The following is a 21,773-nucleotide window of genomic DNA, read 5'->3' on the forward strand; positions in this document are numbered from 1 at the left end:
GGCAGCCCAGGGACTTGAGCAACCTCCGCCCGTTTTGCCTACCTTCATCGCCATGCCCCTCCCTTTCCCGGCTCCACCCTACCTGCCCGACGACCCCGCCAGCTTTGAAGCAGCCGAGCGACTCGGGCAGCTGCACGATGGCCTGCGCGCCACGGGTTTCGGCGAGTTGCCCGCCCAGGAACGGGCCTTCGAAGAGTTGCTGGTGCGCGTGGCCTTCTGCTGTTTTGCCGAAGACAACGGCCTTTTCGAGAACAACCAGTTTCGGCACCTGCTGGAAGCGCACACCCGCCCCGACGGCGCCGACACCGCCGCGCTGCTGCATGAGCTATTCCAGGTGCTGAGCCTTCCGGTGGCTCAGCGCCCGGCCCAACTGCCGCCCTGGCTGGCCACGCTGCCCTGCCTGGGCGAAGCGCTGTTTGGCGAAGCGCTGCCGCTGCCAGCTTTCACGGCCGAGCTGCGCGAGCGGCTGCTGGCCTGCACGCGCTGCGCCTGGGAACGCATTTCCCCCACCGTTTTTGGCTCCCTGTTTCTGACCGTGGATGACCCCAACAAGCGGCAATGGCTCGATGCGCGCTACACGCCCGACGTGCACATTTTCAAGCTCATTGGGCCGTTGTTTCTTGACGAGTTGCACCAAGAACTGGCCCGGGCCGGCCACGACGCGGCCCGCCTGGATGCCCTGCATCAGCGCCTTAGTACCATCAAGCTGTTCGACCCCGCCTGCAGCGGCGGCAACGTGCTGGTGGTGGCTTACCGCGAGCTGCGCCTGCTGGAGTTGGCCGTGCTGCAGGCACGCTTCGGTAAAGCGCCCGGGGAGAAACAGTCGCGCCCGGAAGTGGTGCCGCGGGTGACACTGAGCCAATGCGCCGGCCTGGCGCTTGAAACCTTCCCGTCCCGGGTGGCCGCGCTGGCCCTTTGGATGGCCGACCACTTATTGAACCGGCAGTTTGCAGCCGCGCTGGGGCAGCCGCCCGTGCGCCGGCCGTTGGCAGAGTCCGCGCACATCCTGTGCCACTTTGAGCTCACGGCGGGGTGGGAAACGACGTTTCCGGGCCTTGATTACATCTTGAGCAACTTGCTGCACAGTGGCGATGTCAGCCCGAAATACTGGCACCCCGACCGCCCCACCTCGGCGGAACCGCGCTATGTGGGCGGCACCAATTTCCAGCAACTGGCCCGCTACCTGCAGCACGCGCCCCACGTGCGCGCGGCCTTTGTGCTGGCCAAAAAAGACCTGCAGGGCCCCTACCGCGCCGCGGAGTGGCGGGAGCTACAGCAGGACTACAACCTCAGCATCCTGTTTGCGCACCGCTCGTTCGCCTGGAAAGTGTTGCCCGGCGGGCACGGCCACGGCAGCAACGTAGTGGTGGGCCTGGGCAAGGCCACCGGCCAGCCCCGGCAGTTGTTTGCCTACGACACTCCGCTGAGCGAACCCCGCCTGCAGTTGGTGCCCCACATCAATCACTACCTGCTGGCTGCTCCCGATGCCTGGTTCGGCCCCCGGCCCGAGCCCTTGGCGCCGGTGCCGCGGCTTGCCGAAGGCCACTCGCCATTTGATGGCGGGCACACGATGCTGTCGGAAGAGCAACGGCACGCGCTGTTGGCCCGGGAGCCGGCCGCGGCGCCCTACGTCCACCCGTTTCTGTCGTCCATCTTTTACCGCCACCCCATGCGGCTCTGGTGCGTGCGGCTGGCCGAAGTGCCCGCCCACGCTTTGCCGGAGCTGCCGCGGCTGCGTAAGATGCGCGATGCCGTGCTTGCGTACCGGCAGAACAGCGCTTTTTCTTTCGGAACGGCCGATGCATCGACTCACGACTGGTCGGAAAACGAAGCGCCAGTGGCCACCGGTTTCATTGCCCTGGCGCCGGGCATTCGCCCCGAGGTAGAGCATTTGGCGGCCGCCTTACTGCCATCGGGCACGATGGTGGCGAGCGGAGTAGCATACATTGCTCCGGCCACGCCCTATCTGTTCGGGCTGATTATCTCGGCCATGTTTGGTGCCTGGGTGCGCCAGCTGTGCGATACCTGGAAGTATGGCTACCGCAACGACGGCGCACTTACCTACTACCACTTCCCCTTTCCCGTGGCCCCCACCTCCGCGCAGGTAGCCGCCGTGGAAGCCGCCGTGGCCGCCGTGCTCGCGGCGCCCAAGTCGCACGCCGCCCAAATCCCCGTGCATGGGTATTGGCACGACGACCTTACGCCGGAGCTGGCGGCCGCCGTGGCCCACCTCGATGCGGCCGTGGAGCGGTGCTTCCGCCCCGAGCCCTTTGCCACGGAGCAAGAGCGACTGGAGTTTCTGTTCGCAGCCTACCACGAACGAGTGGCCGAGGAAGGAGCGGCCGGCCAGTAAAGTCCCGGCATCAACACGCAAAAAGGCCCACGCCCCTTATGGGAGCGCGGGCCTTTGGGTTCTGTGCGGGCCAGCTTTTAGGAAGCGGAATTGCCTGACGGTACCCCGCCACCGCGGCTAGCGCCGCCGACGCGGCTTTTCCTCTTCTTCGTCCTCGTCCTCGTCGTCCCCGAAGCTCGGCATGGTGAACATCGACGACAGCAGGTCCTTGAACTGCGCGCCCGAGGTGAGGCGGTTGCGCGAAATCAGGCTGTGCTCACTCAGGCCGTGCAGCAGGAATTCCATCAGGAAGTAGGTGTGCTCGGGCGTTTCGTTGGGGTGCAGCTCGGCCACGATGTCGCGCAGGCCGGGCACCTGGTCGAGGGCCTTCTTATAGTCCTCCGTGCTGGCGTCGTGCAGCAAATCCAGCGTGTGGCCGTTGCCGAACCACTCCTGCACCGTTTTGTAGGGCGAGGGGCGGTTTTTGAGCTTCTTGCTCTTGTCGGGGTCGGGGAAGTAGTTCAGGAACAGCGTGCGGATGGCCTTGCCCATCAGCTTCTCGGCCACGATGCCGGCGCCCTCCTGCTCGCCCTCGTATACCAGCTCCACCTTGCCCGTCACGGCGGGCACGGCCGAAATAAAGTCGCCCAGGCGCACGTAGGTGTTCTTTTCGCCGTTCACCAGCGCCCGGCGCTCGGCGCCCGCAATCACCTGCTCGTAGGCCGAGATGGTGAGGCGGGCCGATACGCCCGACTTGGCGTCCACGAACTCGGAGCCGCGGGCCTCCACGGCCACCTGCTCCACCAGGTCGTGAATGACTTCGTTGCTCGTCACCATGCCCTTCTGCTCGTCTTTGATGCGAGCTTCCTGCTTGGTGATGCGCTTGCCGATTTCGATGGATTTCGGGTAGTGCGTGATAATCTGGGCGTCAATCCGGTCCTTGAGCGGCGTCACGATGCTGCCGCGGTTGGTGTAATCCTCCGGGTTGGCGGTGAAGACGAACTGAATATCGAGCGGCAGCCGCACCTTGAAACCCCGAATCTGAATGTCGCCTTCCTGCAGAATGTTGAACAGCGACACTTGGATGCGCGCCTGCAAATCGGGCAATTCGTTAATCACGAAAATGCCCCGGTGCGCCCGCGGAATCAGGCCAAAGTGAATCACCCGCTCGTCGGAGTACGGCAGTTTCAGCGTGGCGGCTTTGATGGGGTCGGCATCGCCGATGAGGTCGGCCACCGACACGTCGGGCGTGGCCAGCTTCTCGGTGTATCGCTCGTTGCGGTGCAGCCAGGTCACGGGCGTGTCGTCGCCTTTCTCCGCAATCAGGTTTTTGGCGAACACCGACAGCGGCTGCAGCGGGTCATCGTTGAGCTCGGAACCGGCCACCACGGGCATGTACTCGTCCAGCAGGTTGATGAGCAGGCGCGCGATGCGGGTTTTGGCCTGCCCGCGCAGGCCCAGCAGGTTGATGTGGTGCCCGGCCAGAATGGCGCGCTGCAACTCCGGAATCACGGTTTCGTCGTAGCCGAAAATGCCGGGGAATACTTCTTCTTTGTTTTTGAGTTTTTGAATCAGGTTGTCCCGGAGCTCGGCTTTCACGCTGCGGGGCTGGTAACCACTGGTGCGGAGCTGGCCCAGGGTGCGGATGGTTTCGTGCTTCATAAAGGGCGTTGACGGGAAACTGGCTTCCCAAGCTCTTTAACCGTGAAAGGCGGGCTGAGGTTCAGGCCGTGGCAGATGTAGGCGCTGGGGCTGGTGGGGATTACGAAAAGCTGTGCGGCCTTGGGCTTTGAAAGGTCGTAAACTCGCTTTTTCACATCAGCTTGGGCAATAAAGCAGTCGTTGGCTATAAATCAGCAACTGATTGCAACATCTGCGAAACCGTTGCAAACGTCGGCCGCCGTGCTTTGCAGATGAAATCAGGACCCAACTCATCTCTTCATGGCTCGCACGTTACGTTCCATTTTCGGTCTTTGCCTGCTGTCCTTTGCCAGCCACGCCCAGGAATCTCTCGCCCAGTGGCACCACCTCGACCCCTCGGCCGACAAGGCCATGGGCATCAGCACCGACCGGGCCTACGAGCTACTGCGCACGTTGCCGAACAAGCCCGCTCCCCGGCCCATCATTGTGGCCGTGATTGATGGCGGCTTCGACACGGCCCACGTCGACCTGCGCCGGGTGCTGTGGCACAACCCCAAGGAAATTGCCGCCAACGGCCGCGACGACGACCACAACGGCTACGCCGACGACGTGTACGGCTGGAATTTCACCGGCGGGGCCGACGGCCGCAACGTCTTCGACAACCAGAAAGAGGAAACCCGAATCTACGCCCGCCTGAAACCGCTCTACGAGCACAAAACCCTGGCCACGGTGCCCCCGGCCAAGCAGGCCGAGTTTCGCCTCTACGAGCAGGCGAAGAAAGCCTATGCCACCAAACGGGCCGCCGCCGAAGCCGATTACCAGGACGATGCGCGGGAGCTAGCCAAAGACCTGGCCAACGTGGCCACCCTCCGCCAGGCCTACGGCGTGGCCGTGGTCGATTCCGGCCGGTTGCGACAGCCGCCCACCGCGCCCGACACGGCGCTGCCGCGCTTGGCCGCTCACTATTACCAAGCCGTGCGCAACAAATTCGCCAACCTCGACTCCCTCACCAACCAGTACGGCCGCTACCACGCCAAGCTGAAACGGGCCCTGGACTGCGACTACAACCTCAGCTACAACCCACAGCCCCTGGTGGGCGACCATCCCGCCGACCTCGCTGAGCGCCATTACGGCAACCCCAACGTGGAAACCGACCTGCGCGACCACGGCGTGGAGCACGGCACGCACTGCGCCGGCATCATCGCGGCCGACTGCGCCAACAACCTCGGCGTGCGCGGCATTGCCGAACAGGTGCGAATCCTGAGCGTGCGGGCCATCCCCAACGGCGACGAGCGCGACAAAGACGTGGCCAACGCCATTCGCTATGCCGTCGACAACGGCGCCACCATCATCAGTATGAGCTTCGGGAAGTACTTCTCGCCCGAAAAAGCCGTGGTGGACGAAGCCATGCGCTACGCCAATGCCAAGGGCGTGCTGCTGGTGCACGCCGCCGGCAACGACCACCTCAACGTTGAGTCCACCACCCAATACCCCGCGGGCCGCTTCCTCAACGGCCAGACCATTCCGAACCTGATTACCGTAGGCGCTAGCGCCCGCACCAACGACGAACACCTCGTGGCCTCCTTCTCCAACTACAGCCAGCAGCTGGTGGATGTGTTTGCGCCCGGCGTCGATGTCGTCTCGACTTACCCCAACAACCAATACCACCCCGGCAGCGGCACCAGCATGGCGTGTCCGGTGGTGGCCGGCGTGGCCGCGGTGCTCAAAGTCAATTTCCCCAACCTCACTCCTGCCGACCTCAAGCGCATTATTCTGGCTTCGGCCGCGCCGGTTCACACGCAAGTCGTCAAGCCCGGCACCAAGCAGTTGGTCGATTTTGCCACGCTTTCGCGCACGGGCGGAATTGTCAATTTGTATGAGGCCGTGAGGCTGGCCAGCGCCGTGCCCGTTCCGGCTGTTACTGCCGGCGCCAATAGCCGTAGCAGCAAATAGAAGCGCTGTTTGCTAGTCTGCTTAAACGCGAAAGCGCCGCCATAGCCTTGTTGCTACGGCGGCGCTTTTGTATCAGCAAAATATCATGTTTACAGCGTCTTGCGCCGGTTCTTCTTGTAGTCTTCGAACACCAGGTGCCCCAGCCCTTTCAGGCCCGAGTAGTACGCCTTGCCTTGGTTCACCTCCGTAAATTCCTCCACGAATTTCTGCAGATACGGGTCGGAGGTAATCATGAACGTGGTAATGGGAATCTTGACGCGGCGGGCGGCGGCGGCCAGGTTCAAGGTCTTGTTCACCACTTTGCGGTCGAGGCCGAAGGCGTTTTTGTAGTAGCCGTTGCCTTCTTTCAGGCAGGTGGGCTTGCCGTCGGTAATCATGAAAATCTGCTTGTTGGGCGTCTTGCGCTTGCGCAGCAGGTCCATGGCCAGCTCCAGGCCGGCCACCGTGTTGGTGTGGTACGGCCCCACTTGCAGGTAAGGCAAGTCCTTGATTTCAATCTGCCACGCGTCGTTGCCGAACACGATGACGTCGAGGAAATCCTTGGGGTACTTCTGCTTCACCAGCTCGGCCAGGGCCATGGCCACTTTCTTGGCCGGCGTGATGCGGTCCTCGCCGTAGAGTATCATCGAGTGCGAGATGTCAATCATCAGCACGGTGCTGGTCTGGGACTTGTGCTCGTTTTCGCGCACTTCCAGGTCGCCCTCGGTCAGCATGAACTCGTCGCCGTCCATGCCGTGGTTGAGCTGGGCGTTGCGGATGGACTCGGACATCTGAATCTGCTCCAGCGAGTCGCCGAAGCGGAATTCGCGCAGGTCGGTGCTCTGCTCATCGCCCTGGCCGGTGTGGGGCGTGCGGTGGTTGCCGGTGCTGCTCTTTTTCAGCTTGCCGAAAATCTCCTCCAACGCACTCTTGCGGATGCCCTGCTCGGTTTTGGGCGTAATCTTGAATTCGCCTTTTTCCTGCTCATTCTCATCGATGTACCCCTTTTTCTTCAGGTCATCAATGAAATTGCCCATGCCGTAATTGTCGTCGGTGAGGCCGTACTGCTTGTCGAGCTCGTTGAGCCAGGACAGGGCTTCGCCCACGTCGCCGGAGGTGATGGTAACGAGCTGCATGAACAGCTTAAACAACGACTCGAAGCCCTTTTCGGGCTGGTCTTCGGGCACAAAATCGCGGAAGCGGAAGCCAACGGCCATAATATTCTTCTTTCAGGATAGGCTCAGAAAACAACGACGGCGCGGCCAATGTTCATTTCCTACGGCCAAGCTACGGCCGGGCACTTGTTCTATTTTACACCCTCACCCCCATTGCGGGCCCCAGGCGGGCCTACCCCACCCATGAAAGCCATCTGGAACAACACAGTCGTGGCCGAAAGCGACGACACCGTCGTGGTTGAAAACAACCACTATTTCCCCGCCGACGCCATCAAAAAAGAGTTTTTTGAGGACAGCATTGCCCAAACCACCTGCCCCTGGAAAGGCCGCGCCAGCTACTATTCCCTCAACGTGAACGGCGAAAAAAACAAGGACGCGGCCTGGTACTACCCCGAGCCCAAAGACGCTGCCAAGGAAATCAAAGGCCGCGTGGCATTCTGGAAAGGGGTCAAAATCGAAAAGTAAGTACGCCCAAAGTGCGCAAGAACCGGGTTTCGGGCCTGGGCTGGAAACGTGAATTTTGTAGTCAATCAGCGCCATTCAACTTATGACTGACTATCAACGCATCGCCGCCGCGCTGGCCCACTTGCGCGCCAATTTTCAAACCCAACCCAGTCTGGAAGAAGTAGCGGAGCGGGCTCATTGGAGCCCGTTCCATTTCCAGCGCAAGTTTCAGGAGTGGGCCGGCGTGTCGCCCAAGAAATTTCTGCAATATCTCAGCCTCGACCACGCCAAGCGCCTGCTGCGCGAGCAGGCCTCCGTGGCCGAAGCCGCCCACGAAACCGGCCTGTCGAGCACCGGTCGCCTGCACGATTTGTTCGTGACCCTGGAGGCCATGACGCCCGGCGAATACCGCCACGGCGGGGCTGCCTTGGTCATTCAGTACAGCTTCGGCGAAAGTCCGTTTGGCACCTACCTGGTGGCTTCCACGCCCAAAGGCATCTGCAAATTGGTATTCACCGATGGCGCGCCCGCAGCGGTGGCCGAGCTTCGGCAGGAATGGCCGAACGCCGTGCTGGCGGCGGCCACCTCCGGCAGTCACGCAAGGGTTGCGCGTTTTTTTGCCCGCGACTTCCCTCCCTCCGAGCGGCTGCACCTGCACCTCAAGGGCACGCCGTTTCAGCTCAAAATCTGGGAATCGCTGCTGCGCATTCCGGAAGGAGAATTGCGCACCTACTCGCAGCTGGCGGCCGCGGCTGAAAACGGGGCGGCCGTGCGCGCCGCCGGCACCGCCATCGGGGCCAACCCAGTGGGTTACCTCATCCCCTGCCACCGCGTGATTCGCGGCACGGGCGAGTTTGGCCAATACCGCTGGGGCGCGCACCGCAAAGCCGTGATGCTGGGCTGGGAAGCGGCCCGCACCGGCGTGGAAGCGGCGGTATCGTTCACTCCGGAAGCGGCTTAACGCCGCGAACATTTGCACTGCTCGCCAAAAGGCCGCTTTCCAGACATTGGAAAGCGGCCTTTTCTGCACGCGACAGCTTCACACGCTACTCCACCAGCAGCCGGCGCGCCTCGGTGCGGGTGCGCACCACGTACACGCCGGCGGGCAGGTAGTCGGGCAGGGCGAGGCGGGCGGTGCCGGTGGCATCCGTCGTGGCCCGGGCCACGCGGCGACCGGTGGCGTCCAGCACTTCGACGAGGGCATTGGCTGGGAGGCCAATGGCTGCGGCGGAGCGCCGGGCCGGGTTGGGGTAAAGCACGAAGCCGGCCTGATTTGGCCCGGCCAAGCCCACTGTGCGAACGGCTGAGTAGCTGGCAGTGCCGTCGGCATCGGTTTGGCGGAGGCGGTAGTAGAGTAGCGCAGCACCGGCGGGCAGCGTGCCATCCAGCAGCGAATACTCGTGGCGGACGGTGCTGCTGCCCGCGCCCGCTACCGTGCCAATGGCGGCAAACGCGTGGCCATCAAGGCTGCGCTCCACGGTGAAGCCGGCGTTGTTCAGCTCGGAGGCGGTAGCCCAGCGCAGGCGCACCCCGGCCGGGCCTTCGGCTTGCGCGGTGAAATCAACCAAGGTCACGGGCAGGGGTTCCGCCGCAATGCTTACCGTGAAGAAGGAAAAGCTGGCCGTGGCCGGCACCGTACCCGTGACGGTCCGGGTGCCGTTCGCATTCTGCGAAGCGCTGATGCGGGTCCAGCCCGAACCCGCCACCGGCGCAGCCGCACGCGCCCACACCTGGCTGTTGTTCAAATTGCTGAGGCCATTATCATTAGCCGCCAGCCAGATGAGCTGCACCGCGGCGTCGGTCAGCGGGGCCGAGGTGCGCCAGATTTGGTCGATGCCCTGGTTGCTGCCGCTGACGTTGGTGCCGTAGCTGAGCTGGGCGGTGTTGAGGCCGGCCGTGCGGGTCACGGTCAGGTTGGTGAGCGGGGTGGCCGGGGTGACGGTGAGGCCGTTGGGGAACGTGGTGGCGGCTCCGGCCGGCACGTTGGCTTTCACGGCGGCCAGGTTGCCGGCCACGTAGCGGGTGCTGGTTTCGCCGGTGAGGGTGGCCCCGTTTAGCAGCCGCAGGGTCGACGAAGCATTGGTGGTCACCATGCCGCTCGTGAGCGCGAGGGCCCCGGCCACGTCGGCGTTGCTACCGGCCGGCAAGGCCACGCCGCCGCTGATATTGTTCACCGTGAGGTTGGCCAGCGAGGCACCGTTGAGGTTGAGCTGCTGGGCCGCGGCACCGTTTAGGGTGACGGTGCTGGTGGTGCCCGGCGCGAGGGCGGCCCCGCTGGCGTTCACCAGGTTGCCGCCCACGTAGAGCTGGTTGGCACCGCTGCTCAGGTCGAGCGTGCCGCTGCTGTTGTTGAGCGTGCCGCCGGTGGCGAGGATGGCCCCGCCGGTGAGCGTAATGGTCGCGCCGTTATTAGTCAGGTCCTGCGCGGCGGCCGGCAGCGCGGGCAGCAGGCCGCCGGCCAGAAGGGTTAGTAATTTTCGCATGAGCGGTATGAAAAAGGTCAACGCTTAAATACCGGTGCGGATGATAATCCAGTTTGTGCCGTCGGAGATGGCTGTGACGACCTTGGACGAGCCGGTGGTGTTCATGTCGAAAGTATTGCCGCTGCTGATGGTGTTCGTGCCGTCGAAGATGGAGCTGTTGCTGGAGAGCTTGGCCACGGTGGTGCCGCCGTTGCGCAGGTAGTAGATGCGCCCCCTGCAGGTGCCGGCACCCGGCAGCAGGTAGTGCTGGTTGTTGGTGCCGGTGGGGGCCAGGCCGTAGTAGCCGGCGCCCAGGTCCGTCAGGTTGGGCGCGCCCTGGTCCAAACTGTTAGCGCCGCTGCCGGGGCTGGCGCCGCCGCCGTAGCCCGTTTGCACGCCCACGGCAAAGGTGCCGTTTACCTGCAGGCTGCTGTGGGGCGCCGACACGCCGACCCCTACCCGGATGGCGTCGTTGTTGCCAGGTGCGGCCCCCAGCACCAGGGAATAGCTCTGCGTGACGCCGGCGCTGCTGCCGATGGCGTAGGCATCGTAGAGGCCGGCGCTGGCATTGGCGCTGCTGCCTAGCAGGATGTTGTTGGTGTTGGTGGTCAGCCCGTTCCCAGCGCTGCCCCCCACCACGACGTTGCTACTACCGGTAATGGTCGTGCCGCTATTATAGGCCGCCTGGGTGCCGATGAATACGTTGTTGGTACCGGTGGTCAGCCGGTTGCCGGCGAAGGAGCCCAGCAGGGTATTGTCGCTGCCGGTTGTGCTCTGCCCCGCCGCGGCGCCGATGAAGGTGGCGTTGCCGGCGTTGAAGTCCTGCCCCGCCCTGGCCCCCACAAGGGTATTGTTCTGGCCAGTAGTCACGGCGGTACCGGCGTTGAAGCCTAGCATCACCGACAAGGAGCTAGGTGAATTATTACCCAACGTCACCCGCCCGTTGCTGTATACCCGGAAGGCCTCCGCGCCGTTGCGCTTGAAAATCAGGTCTTCGTTGTTGTTGCTGCCTAAGAATTGGTTGCCGTCCAGTGTGTTGCCGGTCAGGCTCCAGCCGGGCGTGCTGGCCGCAACGGTGGCCCAGGTGTTGTCGCCCCGCAGGTAGGTGCTGGCGCTGGGCGTGCCGGTGGCGGCCAGCTTTGGGATGGTCACCGCGTCGTCGGCCAGCTTGGCAGTCCCGATGACTCCGGTGGCCACCGTGGGGTTGGGATAGGTGCCGGTGAGGTCGCCGCCGGCCGCGCCGCTGGGCCCGGCGCTCGGGTTCAGGTACACCCAGGCGGCGGGGTTGCCGGCGTAGTACCAGAAGCCCGTTTGGGTGCCGCCCGAAGCGGTGCCGTCGGTTTGGTACACCATCAGGCCCTGCGGCGGGCTGGTGATGGCCGTGCGCTGGGCGGCCGTCAGGCGCGGAATCAGCAGGCCTTTGTCAGCCGCCGAAATTTCGAGCGCGGCTTTGGCATTGGGCGTGGGCGTGCCGATGCCCACGTTTTGGGCCTGGGCGGCCAGCGGAAGAGCGGCCGCCACGGCAGCCAGTACGGGTAAATGAAGCTTCATTGCGTGAATTGGGTTGAGAAAGGAAAGTGAGGGGTTGAACAACAGCTGCAAAATTCCACGGCCGCATCGGCGGAAGCCCTAGCGGGGCTGTACCCTAAACAGGGTACAGCCCCGCTGGCCAGGGCACCTATGAGCGGCCCCGCTTTACTCCACCACCAGGCGGCGGGTGTGGGCGCCGCTGCGCACCACGTACACGCCGGCCGCCAGCCCGGTGGGCAGCGCAAGGCGGGCGGTGCCATCGGCTTCAGCCGTGGCCTGGGCCACGGCGCGGCCCAGCGCATCCAGCACTTCAACCCCGGCGCCGGCAGCCAGGCCACCCACGGCCACGGCCGAACGGGCGGGGTTGGGGTACAGCGTGAGCGAGCCCGGGCCGCCCACCGTCACGGCGCGCACCGGCGAATAGCTGAACGTGCCATCCTGGTCCACCTGGCGCAGGCGGTAGTAAACCAGCCCCTGAGACCTGGGCGTCTGGCTGTCGCGGAAAGCGTATTCCGTCGGGCTGGTTTTGTCGCCCTGGGCCGCCACTTCCCCGATACGGGCGAAGGCTTTGCCGTCCAGGCTGCGCTCGATTTCGAAGCGGGCGCTGTTTTTCTCGGTGGCGGTGCGCCAAATCAGTTTGGCGGCGGGGCCATCGGCTTCGGCGGTGAAGGCGGTGAGCTCGACGGGCAGCGGGACGCTGCTGCCGGTGAGGTAGAACTCCGAGAAGTGGTCGGGCACGGCAGCTTGGGCCACAAACCAGGCCACGCCGTTGCCGGGGGTGCTGGCGCTCAGGGCCAGGGTGCGCGACTGGCCGGTGGCGGCGTTGTTGCTCAGGCTGCAATCTTCGTTGGGGCCGCTGTACTGGGTGCTTTTCAGGCTGGCGTAGGTCGCTACCGAAGGGTCAGCGCCTTGCAGGCGGGCAAACTCGGCAGCCAGCCCGTAGAAGCGGACGTTGACGCTGCTGCCGGTGAAGGTGGGGTTGGTGGCGGTCAGGCGCCAGTTGCGGTCGAGGTACTTGTGGGCGCGGCCGTCCTGGCGCACCGCGCTGGCTGTGCCGGCAATGAGGAACTGCACGCTCACGGCGCCCAGCTCGTCGCGGGTGTCTTGCAGAGCGGCTATTACCTGGCCGTTGCTGGCCAGCAGGTAGTGCCATTTGCCGTCGCCCACAGTGGTGTAGGGCACGGTGCTCAGGCAGCTGGCCACGGCATCGTACACCTTGAGCACGGCGAAGGCCGGGCTGCTGCTGCTGCTCACGCCATTGGAAGTCACCACCACGGCGCTGCTCCCTACGGCCGCGCCCGCCGGCACCGTGGCCGTGAGCGAGGTAGCGGAATTGAACACCACGCTGCTGGCCACCACCCCGCCAAACGTGACGGTGCTGCCATTAATAAAGCGCGTCCCCGTGATGGTGACGGGCATGCCCGGCAACTCGGCGCTCACGCTCAGGGCCGTGATGGTGGGCGGCAGCGCGTAGGTGATGGTGAATGGCGCGGCGGCGGTGTTGTCGTTGCCGGCCGTGTCCTGGGCTTTAGCCGCCCCCACGTTGACCGTGATGGTAGACGGCACGCCGCTCGGCGTCACGGTGAAGGTGTACTGGCCGGCGTTGACTATGGTCAAAGCGCTTTTGGTGCCGCCCGTTACCGTCACGTCGGCAATGGTAAAATTCGCCACGCCTTCCGAAAACGTGATAGTGAACGGCACGGGACTGGTGCTGGTGCCGCTGCCCGACGCCCCGGCCGAGCTGCTGATGACCACCGTGGGCGCCACGGTATCCACCGTGAAGGTGTTGGTGGCGCTGTTGTTGCTCACGGGCTGGCCGCTGGTCTGGGCCGTGGCGTACACCGCGTGCGAGCCCTCGCTCAGGGCCGTGGCCTGGGTCTTGCTCCAGCTGCCGTTGCTGTTGTTGGCCGTCACGGTGCCGATGCTCACGCCGTCCACGTACACCGTGACGGTGCTGCCGTTGGGGGCGGTGCCGGTGTAGGCGGGCGTGTTGTCGTTGATGCTGCTGTTCTCGTCGGGGGTATCCACCTGCGGCGTGGCGGTGCGGGGGGTGAGGGCAACGTTTTTGGCGGCGACGGCGCTGGCCGCGCTGCCGTCGTTGGCCACAAAGCTCACCGTGCGGGTGCTGGTATTGGGCGTGCCAGCCGTGTTGTGGTAGGTAATGGCGCGCAGCGCGGCCTGCCACTGGGCCTTAGTAGCCGTGGCCCCGGCCGAAGTTAGCGTGAGCATGCCCGTGCCGGCGGCGTAGCTGGCAGTTATGTTGCCGAAGGTTGTGCTGCTGGCATTCGTGAACGCCAGCACGTCCTGGGTGCTTTGGAAGTTGGTGGTCAGGCGCACCGAGGCCGAAGCCAGGGTGGTGTTGTCGGTGTCGGTCACGGTCAGGCCGGCGTCCACGGCCACGGGGCCCGCGCCCTGGGTCCAGGTGGCGTTGCCGCCGGTGGCGACGACCACCGGGGCATCGTTCGTCGAGCCCACGGTGATGTTCACGAGGTCGGAATCGGACAGGGCGCCGCCGCTGCCGGTGTTGCCCAGGTCGTTGGCGGCCAGCGTCAGCGAGGCCGTGCCGTTGAAATTGAGCGTGGGCGTGAACACCAGCCCGTTGAGGGCCGCGTTGATAGTGGTCAGATTGCCCCGAAACGTCATCGCAGCGTCGGCTGTGCCGTCGCCCGTCGTAAACGTCAGGCCCGTGGTGCGGCTGAGCGAAAAGGTGCCGTTGGCGGCCGTCAGGGTGATTTCGAGGTTGCCCGAGCCCGCGTCCACGTCGGCTACGCTCAGCAAGTTGTTGTTGGACGTGCTGAAGGTTTTGGGCGTGTCTTCGGCGGTGGTTTGGGTGGCGGGCACCGTGGGTACCGGGGCATCGTTCACGCCGTTCACGGTGGTGTTGGTGCTTACGGAGTTGTTGGCCGAATTCGGGTCAGTAGTCGTGCTGCTCACCGAGGCCGAGGCCGTGATGGTGCCGCCCTGGCCGGGCGCCTGAACCTGCACGATGAGGGCGGGCGCCGCCCCGATGGCCAGCGTGCTGCGGGTGGCCGTCACGGTACCGCCCGCCTGCGAGGCCGCCCAGCCGGTGCCCCCGGCAAAATAGAATACCGCCCCGGCCGGCAGCGCCAGCGTGGCCGTGACGCCGCTGGCGCTGCTGGGGCCGGCGTTGCTCACCGTGAGGGTGTACGTCAGGACGGCGTCTTCATTCACGGGGTTGGGCGACGCGCTCAGCGTCACCGAGAGGTCGGCCGTCGCGTTTATGGTGAAGGTGCCGGTGCTGGTGCCGACGCCGTCAGCATTGGCCACCGAGATGGTGCCCGTGGTGGCGCCCGCCGGCACCGCGGCCGTTATCTGGGTGTTGCTGTTCACCGTCACGGCCGTGGCCGTGGTGCCGTTAAACTTCACCGTGGGCGCGCCCGCGTCGTTGAAATGGGTGCCCGTGATGACCACGCTGGTGCCCACCGACCCGCTGGTGGGGCTGAAGCTGGTGATGGTAGGCGTTTCATTCCGGTCGTCCACGACGATGCTGAACGTTTCCTCATGAAACAGCCCGCCCTGGTCGGTGGTGCGGACTTTGATGCTATAGCTGCTTTGGGTTTCGTAGTCGACTGCCGCATTCGTGAAGAGCGAGCTGCCGACGATGCTGAACGCGGCGTTGTCGGCCCCGCCCGCAGCGAAGGTGTAGGTGAAGGTGTTGTTCGCGTTGGGGTCGGTGGTGTTGAAGATGCCGATGCCGGTGCCTATCGCCGAGTTTTCGGCCACGCGAGCCGGGAACAGGCTGAGGTCGGTGGGGGCCGAGTTGACGCCGGCGCCCTGTTCGTAGCGGTCGATGGTGCCATCGCCCCGGCCCACCAGCAGGTCGAGCAGGCCGTCGCCGTCGAGGTCCGTCACGCAGGGCTTGGCGTTGGTGCCGGCCGAAATGTTGTTGAAGCTGCTTGATACCTGGGCCACGCTGTAGCTACCGGGCGCCGTCTGCTCGTACCGGTAAATGGCACCCGTGCTCACTCCTATCAGAATATCAATCAATCCGTTGCCGTCCAGGTCCGTGCAGAACGGCGCGTCGTTTCCCTGCAGCTGCAGGTTGTTGAAATTGCTGGAAATGCGGCCAAAGCTGGTGCTAGCCGGAAAGAACTGCTCAAAATGGCTGACGATGCCGTCGCCCTTGCCCACGATGATTTCCAGGGTGGCGTTGCCGTCCAGGTTGGTCATGGCGGGCACGGTGTTGGCGGGCGTCGAGATGCCGCCCACGCCGGTCTGCGTCAGCGCGAAGGTGGCCGCCCCCACGCCAGTCTGCTCGTACAGGTCCACGGTGCCGTTGCCGCGCCCCAGCAGCAGGTCGAACTTGCCGTTGCCGTCCGCGTCCACGATGGCCACCGTGGCCTCAGTGCCCGCGCTGATGCTGGCGTTGGCGGCATTCTTGAGGGGGCCCAGGTTGTTGAACGCGGTGCCGTTGATGGTCGTTTGCTCGTAGCGCACCACGGTGCCGTCGGCGCGGCCCACCAGCAGGTCCAGCAGCTGGTCGTTGTCGAGGTCGGCCACGGCCGGGGCGGCGTTGGCGCTGCCGCTCACCCCAGCAAAGTTGTTGGTCACCAGCCCGTACGAAGCGGTGCTGCTGGCGCGCGTCACGGTGAAGGCGGTGCTGCTAACGTCGAATTCCAAGCCGTTTATGACGGTTATCGGCTGGGTAGAGGCCACGCGCGGCACCGTGGCCGTAATCTGGCTGCTGGAATTGACGGTGAACCGGGCCGAAATTTCCCCAAAGCGCACGCTGGTCGCGCCCGTAAAGCCGCTGCCCGTGATGACGACGGTGGTGCCCATGGCCCCACTGCTGGGCGAGAAGCCGCTGATGGCAGTCTGAGCGTAGGCCGCCGGCGCCATCAGCAGGAGCAGCAGGGCCACGACTAGCGCCAGCAGCCGCGCCGGGTGCCGATGAACAGAAGCGAAGGGTACAGAGTGTTGCATGAAAAAGGCAGTAAGGTTGCGGCGGCAAAACTCCGCCGCGCCCCAGCCAGTGGCCCCATTTCCCGTGTACCCTAAACAGGGTACAGGGCCGCTGCCGGCCGGAGCCCCATTCGCCCGCACCTTTGCGGTAGTTATGACAACCCTTGCCTTTCCCATCAGCGTGGCCATCGTGGAGGACGATGCCCGGGTGCGCGAGCTGCTCCGCGAGTACCTCTGCTACCAGCCCGAGTTCCGCTGTCCCATCGTGGTCGATTCCGTTGAGGCGCTGTGGGAAGAGCTGGACCTGAGCCTGCCGCCCCGCGTCATCCTGCTCGACGTGAGCCTGCCCGGCCAAACCGGCATCCAGGCCCTGCCCGCGCTCAAAAAGCGCCTGCCCGCTACCGACATCGTGCTGCAAACCATGCACGACGACCCCGAGCGCATCTTCCAGGCGCTGCGGGCCGGCGCCACCGGCTACGTCATCAAAAACGCCACCAGCCTGCCCCAGTACAAGCAAGCCATCCTCGACGTGCTGAGTGGCGGGGCCGCCCTCTCCCCTTCCGTGGCCCGCAAGGCCCTGCAGCACTTCCAGCCCGCCCCCAGCCAGCAGCCTGCCCTGCTTTCCGCCCGCGAACAGGAAGTGCTGCAAGGCCTGACCGAAGGACTTAGCGAAAAGCAAGTCGCCGCCCGCCTCGCCCTCTCGCCCGACACCGTGCACACCTACGTGAAGCGCCTCTACGAAAAGCTGCGCGTGAAATCGCGCGGCGAGCTGCTCAGCCGCGCCGCCAAGGGGGATTTGTAGCGTTGGTTTTGTTTAAAATGAAAAGAACGTCATGCAGAGCGCAGCGAAGCATCTCGCGTGGGGTAGTAACTCAATCGTTTTTGATTAGTGGCGGCACGCGAGATGCTTCGCTGCGCTCCGCATGACCGACGGGTTTTACACTCGCGGCTCAACCCCAGCCCCTACGGCAGCTGCCGCAGCCGCACCAGCCAGCCGCCGGGCACGGGGCCCGCGCTTAGCTCGGCGCGTAGCAGGGCGGCGCGGTGCCGCATGCTGCGCAGGCCCTGCCCGGCCCGGCCCACCGCACCTGTTTCACCGCCCGTGCTGCGGATGCTCAGCTCCAGCAGCGGCGTGTAGCCCAGCCCCACGCGAATGGGCGTGCCCGGCGCCGAATATTTCAGGGCATTGTTCACCGCTTCCTTGAAAATGAGGTAGGTGTGCTGCCGCACCGTAGGCGGCAGCGGCTGCTCCTCAATGGCCGGCAAATCCTCCTCCAGCAGCAGCTCGCGGCCGGTGGCGCGGGCCGTCGCGTCGAGGTGGTCGCGCATGCGGTCGACCAGCGCCGCCAGGGTGTCCACCCCGGCGTCCACGCTCCAGATGATGTCGCGCACGGTGCTGGCCGCCGCGCGGCTGTCTTCCACCAGCGTGGCAAGGCGGGCCGGCGGGCCCTGTTCCAGAGCGTGCAGCAGTTCGGCCTGCATGGTCACGCGGGTGAGCAGCGAGCCCACCTCGTCATGCAAATCGGCCGCCAGGCGGGCGCGGAGGGCATTTTCGCGGCGCAGCTGGCGCAGACGGGCGCGCTGCCAACCGTACACAGCGGCGCTGGCGGCCAAGGCGGCCAGCACCCAGGTGAGGGGGCGGTTCCACCACTCGGCCGTCACGGTCAGGGGCAGGCGCAGGGTGTTGGCGGCGGGCACGCCCTGGCTGCTTTCGGCCCGGATTTCGACAGTATAATGGCCCGGCGGGAGGCCTTGCAGGCGCAGCTGCGGGGTAGTGCCCAGGCCCAGCCAGCGGTCGGCCAGCCAGCCGCGCACCCGGTAGGCGTAGCGCGCGCGGCCGGGGTCGGGGCTGTTGGTAAGGGCCAGGTGTAAGTCCACCAGCGGCGTGTTGGGCGCCAGGTGCAGCGCGGGCAGGCCGTCGCTGGCCAGGAGCTGGTGCGTGCGGCTGGCCTCCGCCGTGGTGCCGAGGGCGGTGAAGCCGGTGAGCAGCAGGCGCGGCAACAGGCGGCTGGGGCCCGGCACTTGGTCGGGGTACACGCGGTGCAGCCCGGCCACGCCCCCCACCAGTAGAGAACCGTCAAGAGGGTCGGCGTAGGCCGCCCGGGCATTGCACTCGTCCGAAGCCAACCCCTGCGCGGTCGTGAACACGGCGAGTTGCTCCCGCGCGGGCAGGTAGCGCACCAAGCCTTGGTAGGTACCCAGCCACAGGTAGCCGCCGGCACTGGGCGTGATGGTGGCCACCGAGGCATTGGGCAAGCCCTGGCCCAGCGACAGCGCGGTGCGGGCGCGGCCAGCCGCGTCTATCACGGCCAGGCCGTGGTCGCGCGTGCCCACCCAGAGGCGGCTATCGGGCGCGAGGAACAGGCAGCGGGCCCCATCGACGGCCACCCGGCGCGGCACAGGCGCCCCGGGGCCGAACACCTCGCGGCGGCCGGTGGCCAGGGTTAGGCGCTCCACGCCCTCGGGGGTGGCCAGCCAGAGGCGGCCCCGCCCGTCAGGGCACACGTCTTCGATGACGCGCCCGGCCAGTGGCGGCCGCGAGGTGGCTGCCTGGCCCGGCACCCGGTACGGGCGGTAAGCGTGAGTTGCGGTGTCGTAATAGAAAAGGCCCTGTTGGGTGCCGGCCCACACCCGCCCGCCCGGGGCCTCGTCGCGCGTCAGGGCACGCACGCCCGGCTCCGCCGGTTCCAGCCCCTCTATGGGCAGCCGGCCGAACTGCCCGGTGCGGGGATTGAATTGGAGCAGCGGAAACGCCCCGGCCGCCAGCCAGCTGCCGCCCGGCCCCAGCGGGGCTGGCACCAGCCCCATCAGCACAGGAGCGTTGCCGGCAGGCAAGGTGGCGCCGGGCCAGCGCCGCAGCGGAGCCAGAGGTGAGTCGGCCGCCTGGGTGAGGACGCCGGCCTCGTAAGTGCTCACCAGCAGGCGGCCATCGGGCAGGCGAATGCTGGCGCGCACGCTGTAGGGGCTGCCGTCCGGCCCGGCCAAGGCGTGAATGAAGGCCGGCGCCGCCGCCCGCCGCCAGCAGCTCCGGGTGCCCGAATCGAACAGCCACCATTGGCCCAAGGCATCTGCCCGAAGCTGGCCTCGCCACACGGCGGTGGGCCAGGCCGGCAGCGGCAGCTCGAATTGCAGGCGCAGGCGCGGGTCGGGCCCGGCAGTCCATTGCAATTGTTGCAGCTGGCGGGGCAGCAGCAAGGTGGGGCCCGGTGGGCTGGGCAACACTTCTACTTTACCCTCCCGTTCTTCGGCTGCCCACCGGTATTGCTCGGCGAGCCGGCCGCCGGGCCCCGGGCGGAAAGCAGCCGCGCTGCTCAACAGCCATGGCCGGCCCTGGGGGTCGAACACGGGGCGCAGGCTATTGGCAGGGCCGGTTTTCCACTCGCCCAGCACCTGGCCAGCTGCGCTCACGTGCTGCGTGCTGCCGTCGCCGCTCAGCCACAGGCTGCCGTCGGGGGCGGGCCAGGCCTCGGCAATTTTATCGTTCCGAAACAGCGGCCCCACGCGCTGACCGGCGAGGTTGTAGACTTGCAAAGCCACGTGAGTTTGCACTACTAGGACGTGCTGGCCGTCGGACGCCATCGTCAACGACCCGATGCGGCCACTGCTGCTGCCCGACACCGGCAGCGGCAGCGCCTGCAGCACGCCCGAGGGCCCGAAGCGGTAGAGGCCGGCCTCGGTGCCGAGCCACAATTGGCCGTTGGGCAAGGGCAACACATGGTCGCAGGCCACGGCGGGCAGGGCGGGGCCGCCCCGGCGCAGGGCATTGATGGAAACGAGGCGGCTGCCATCGTAGCGGTACGCGCCGTCGTCGGTGCCCACCCAGAGCAGCCCATCCGGCGTGGGCGCCAGCGTGCGGAGCATGAGCCTTCGAAGGGCTTCGTCGGGCTGCCAGCCGTTGGTGGGGGCCGCCTGGGCCCGGCCCATCAGCGGCAGCAACAACCCCCACAGTACAACGAATAACCGCCACACATACATAGGGGCAAGTTACGGGCGGGCGGGCGCATTCGGATTTAGGCTTAGCGCGACCGTTGTGTTCAATCTGTGGTTGAGCGTTGAAGAGCGTGAGCCCAACGTGGCGACGCTGCGAATGAAGAAGCTACATCATTTCGTTAGCGACTCCCTGGTAGTTATGCGAATGCAGGTTTTGCGCGACACACCCGCCTCGTGGCAAAGCGGCTGCACAACCACGCCTACAGAAGCAAAACGCCCCATCCGGCAGAGCCGGATGGGGCGCGGGCAGGGCGCGAGGCAAAGCCTACCCTAATCAATCCACTTGAACTTATACTCCAGCTTGGGCACCGGCATGCGGTCGGCCACACGACGCAGGCGGTTGGGCAGGGCCATGATGTAGTCGCGGGCCTTTTCGGCCTCGCCGGTCAGGCCGCCGATGTGCTCAATCTTCCAATCCATGATGAGCGAGTCGAGAATGTCGGTATAATCGGCGCTGGTGTACACGCCCAGGCGCTGGGCGGCGTCGGTGAAGTGGCCGAAGGTTTTGCCCATTTCCACGCCCATTTCACGCATGTAGTGGGCCGGCATCACAATTTTCTTGCGCATCATGTCTTCGAAGGCCAGCATCATTTCGGAGGGGTCCAATTCGAAAATCTTGCTCACGAAAGCCTTGTACACGCGGGCGTGACGGGTTTCGTCGCCGGCAATCATGCCGCAGATTTTGGAAAGCTGGTCGTCGCCGGCCTTGCGGGCCAACTGGCCCACGCGGCGGTGCGAGATGTTGGTGGCCTGCTCCTGATAGCTCGTGTACACGAAGGCGCGGTAGGGGTCGTTGGCCGTGCCCAGGTCGAAGGCGTCGTTGATGAGGTACTGGGTGCTCACCTCAAACTCGCGCATGTTGACGCGGCCCGAGAGGTAGAGGTAGCGGTTCAGCAGGTCGCCGTGGCGGTTTTCCTCGGCCGTCCAGCCCCGAATCCACTCGGCCCAGCCGTTGTTGCGGTCGCGGTTGATGTTGTCGAGCTCGTGGAACCAGGCCTCGTAGTTGGGCAGGGCTTCTTCGGTGATGGTGTCGCCGATGAGCACGGCCAGCAGGTCGTAGCTCAGGCCGCTGGCTTTTTCGCGCAGCTCCTTCACCTCGTCAAAAAACGTGTCGCGGCGCGAGTCGGGCAGGTAGTCGGCGGGCTGCCAGCTGTCTTCCACGCTTTTGAGGAAGGTGCTCATGTTTTCCTTGAGGTAGCCTTCCATCTGCTGAAGGACTTCGCCGCGGGTTATCGAAATGGAGGTTTGCATAAGAAAAGGCGAAAAACGTGAGGGGGTGGTGAAAGAAACGCTTTTCGCGCAACAAAGGTCTGCCCCAACCGTAGGGGGCCGGGTATAAGATTA

12 protein-coding genes are annotated in these 21,773 nt (G+C 65.5%); 5 read left to right on the forward strand and 7 right to left on the reverse strand.

What is annotated here, in order from left to right:
- The first annotated feature begins 52 nt into the window (after positions 1–52).
- A complete protein-coding gene (locus tag JAO73_RS09615; RefSeq protein WP_198976848.1) occupies positions 53–2,353 on the forward strand; it encodes a DNA methyltransferase in 2,301 nt (766 codons plus the stop codon).
- Between the two features lie 117 nt (positions 2,354–2,470).
- Here the strand turns inward: JAO73_RS09615 and JAO73_RS09620 are convergent, their stop codons facing one another.
- Positions 2,471–3,994: a sigma 54-interacting transcriptional regulator gene (locus tag JAO73_RS09620; RefSeq protein WP_198976849.1), complete on the reverse strand. Its 1,524-nt coding sequence runs from the start codon at positions 3,992–3,994 to the stop codon at positions 2,471–2,473.
- 279 nt (positions 3,995–4,273) lie between these two features.
- On the opposite strand from JAO73_RS09620, the gene JAO73_RS09625 reads away from it, so the two are divergent.
- On the forward strand, positions 4,274–5,926 hold the full coding sequence (locus tag JAO73_RS09625) for a S8 family serine peptidase (protein ID WP_198976850.1): 1,653 nt from the start codon (positions 4,274–4,276) through the stop codon (positions 5,924–5,926).
- A gap of 89 nt (positions 5,927–6,015) precedes the next feature.
- Here JAO73_RS09625 and JAO73_RS09630 read toward each other — a convergent pair whose 3' ends face one another.
- Positions 6,016–7,122 (reverse strand): vWA domain-containing protein, encoded by a 1,107-nt coding sequence (locus JAO73_RS09630; protein WP_198976851.1) that lies wholly within the window; start codon positions 7,120–7,122, stop codon positions 6,016–6,018.
- Positions 7,123–7,263: 141 nt separating this feature from the next.
- Here JAO73_RS09630 and JAO73_RS09635 point away from each other — a divergent pair, with 141 nt between their 5' ends.
- A complete protein-coding gene (locus JAO73_RS09635) occupies positions 7,264–7,545 on the forward strand; it encodes a DUF427 domain-containing protein (protein WP_190922381.1) in 282 nt (93 codons plus the stop codon).
- A gap of 82 nt (positions 7,546–7,627) precedes the next feature.
- On the forward strand, positions 7,628–8,485 hold the full coding sequence (locus JAO73_RS09640) for a bifunctional transcriptional activator/DNA repair enzyme AdaA (protein WP_198976852.1): 858 nt from the start codon (positions 7,628–7,630) through the stop codon (positions 8,483–8,485).
- Between the two features lie 85 nt (positions 8,486–8,570).
- Here JAO73_RS09640 and JAO73_RS09645 read toward each other — a convergent pair whose 3' ends face one another.
- The 3 genes from JAO73_RS09645 to JAO73_RS09655 form a co-directional block, all read right to left on the reverse strand.
- Positions 8,571–10,007, reverse strand: coding sequence for a T9SS type A sorting domain-containing protein (locus JAO73_RS09645; RefSeq protein ID WP_198976853.1), 1,437 nt, complete (start codon positions 10,005–10,007; stop codon positions 8,571–8,573).
- Positions 10,008–10,031: 24 nt separating this feature from the next.
- Positions 10,032–11,537 carry a phage tail-like protein gene (locus JAO73_RS09650; protein WP_198976854.1) on the reverse strand — a complete coding sequence of 502 codons (1,506 nt, stop codon included), beginning with the start codon at positions 11,535–11,537 and terminating at the stop codon, positions 10,032–10,034.
- A 144-nt stretch (positions 11,538–11,681) separates the two neighbouring features.
- A complete protein-coding gene (locus JAO73_RS09655) occupies positions 11,682–16,460 on the reverse strand; it encodes an IPT/TIG domain-containing protein (RefSeq protein WP_198976855.1) in 4,779 nt (1,592 codons plus the stop codon).
- A 133-nt stretch (positions 16,461–16,593) separates the two neighbouring features.
- Between JAO73_RS09655 and JAO73_RS09660 the strand changes: the two genes are divergently transcribed.
- Complete coding sequence (locus JAO73_RS09660; protein ID WP_198976856.1) at positions 16,594–17,241, forward strand: response regulator transcription factor; 648 nt, start codon at positions 16,594–16,596, stop codon at positions 17,239–17,241.
- A 161-nt stretch (positions 17,242–17,402) separates the two neighbouring features.
- On the opposite strand, the gene JAO73_RS23360 is transcribed toward JAO73_RS09660, so the two are convergent.
- Together JAO73_RS23360 and JAO73_RS09670 are read right to left on the reverse strand one after the other, a co-directional pair.
- Positions 17,403–20,408, reverse strand: coding sequence for a sensor histidine kinase (locus JAO73_RS23360; protein ID WP_198976857.1), 3,006 nt, complete (start codon positions 20,406–20,408; stop codon positions 17,403–17,405).
- Between the two features lie 291 nt (positions 20,409–20,699).
- Complete coding sequence (locus JAO73_RS09670; protein ID WP_198976858.1) at positions 20,700–21,680, reverse strand: acyl-ACP desaturase; 981 nt, start codon at positions 21,678–21,680, stop codon at positions 20,700–20,702.
- Positions 21,681–21,773 lie beyond the last annotated feature (93 nt).

The sequence above is a fragment of the Hymenobacter miniatus genome (genome assembly GCF_016427455.1).
Taxonomy (GTDB): Bacteria; Bacteroidota; Bacteroidia; order Cytophagales; family Hymenobacteraceae; genus Hymenobacter; species Hymenobacter armeniacus.

Coding starts and splice junctions, on each gene's coding strand:
- JAO73_RS09655 (WP_198976855.1), bottom strand. CDS start 16,460: ATGCAACACTCTGTACCCTTCGCTTCTGTTCATCGGCACCCGGCGCGG.
- JAO73_RS09635 (WP_190922381.1), top strand. CDS start 7,264: ATGAAAGCCATCTGGAACAACACAGTCGTGGCCGAAAGCGACGACACC.
- JAO73_RS09660 (WP_198976856.1), top strand. CDS start 16,594: ATGACAACCCTTGCCTTTCCCATCAGCGTGGCCATCGTGGAGGACGAT.
- JAO73_RS09625 (WP_198976850.1), top strand. CDS start 4,274: ATGGCTCGCACGTTACGTTCCATTTTCGGTCTTTGCCTGCTGTCCTTT.
- JAO73_RS09650 (WP_198976854.1), bottom strand. CDS start 11,537: ATGAAGCTTCATTTACCCGTACTGGCTGCCGTGGCGGCCGCTCTTCCG.
- JAO73_RS09640 (WP_198976852.1), top strand. CDS start 7,628: ATGACTGACTATCAACGCATCGCCGCCGCGCTGGCCCACTTGCGCGCC.
- JAO73_RS09645 (WP_198976853.1), bottom strand. CDS start 10,007: ATGCGAAAATTACTAACCCTTCTGGCCGGCGGCCTGCTGCCCGCGCTG.
- JAO73_RS09670 (WP_198976858.1), bottom strand. CDS start 21,680: ATGCAAACCTCCATTTCGATAACCCGCGGCGAAGTCCTTCAGCAGATG.
- JAO73_RS09615 (WP_198976848.1), top strand. CDS start 53: ATGCCCCTCCCTTTCCCGGCTCCACCCTACCTGCCCGACGACCCCGCC.
- JAO73_RS09630 (WP_198976851.1), bottom strand. CDS start 7,122: ATGGCCGTTGGCTTCCGCTTCCGCGATTTTGTGCCCGAAGACCAGCCC.
- JAO73_RS09620 (WP_198976849.1), bottom strand. CDS start 3,994: ATGAAGCACGAAACCATCCGCACCCTGGGCCAGCTCCGCACCAGTGGT.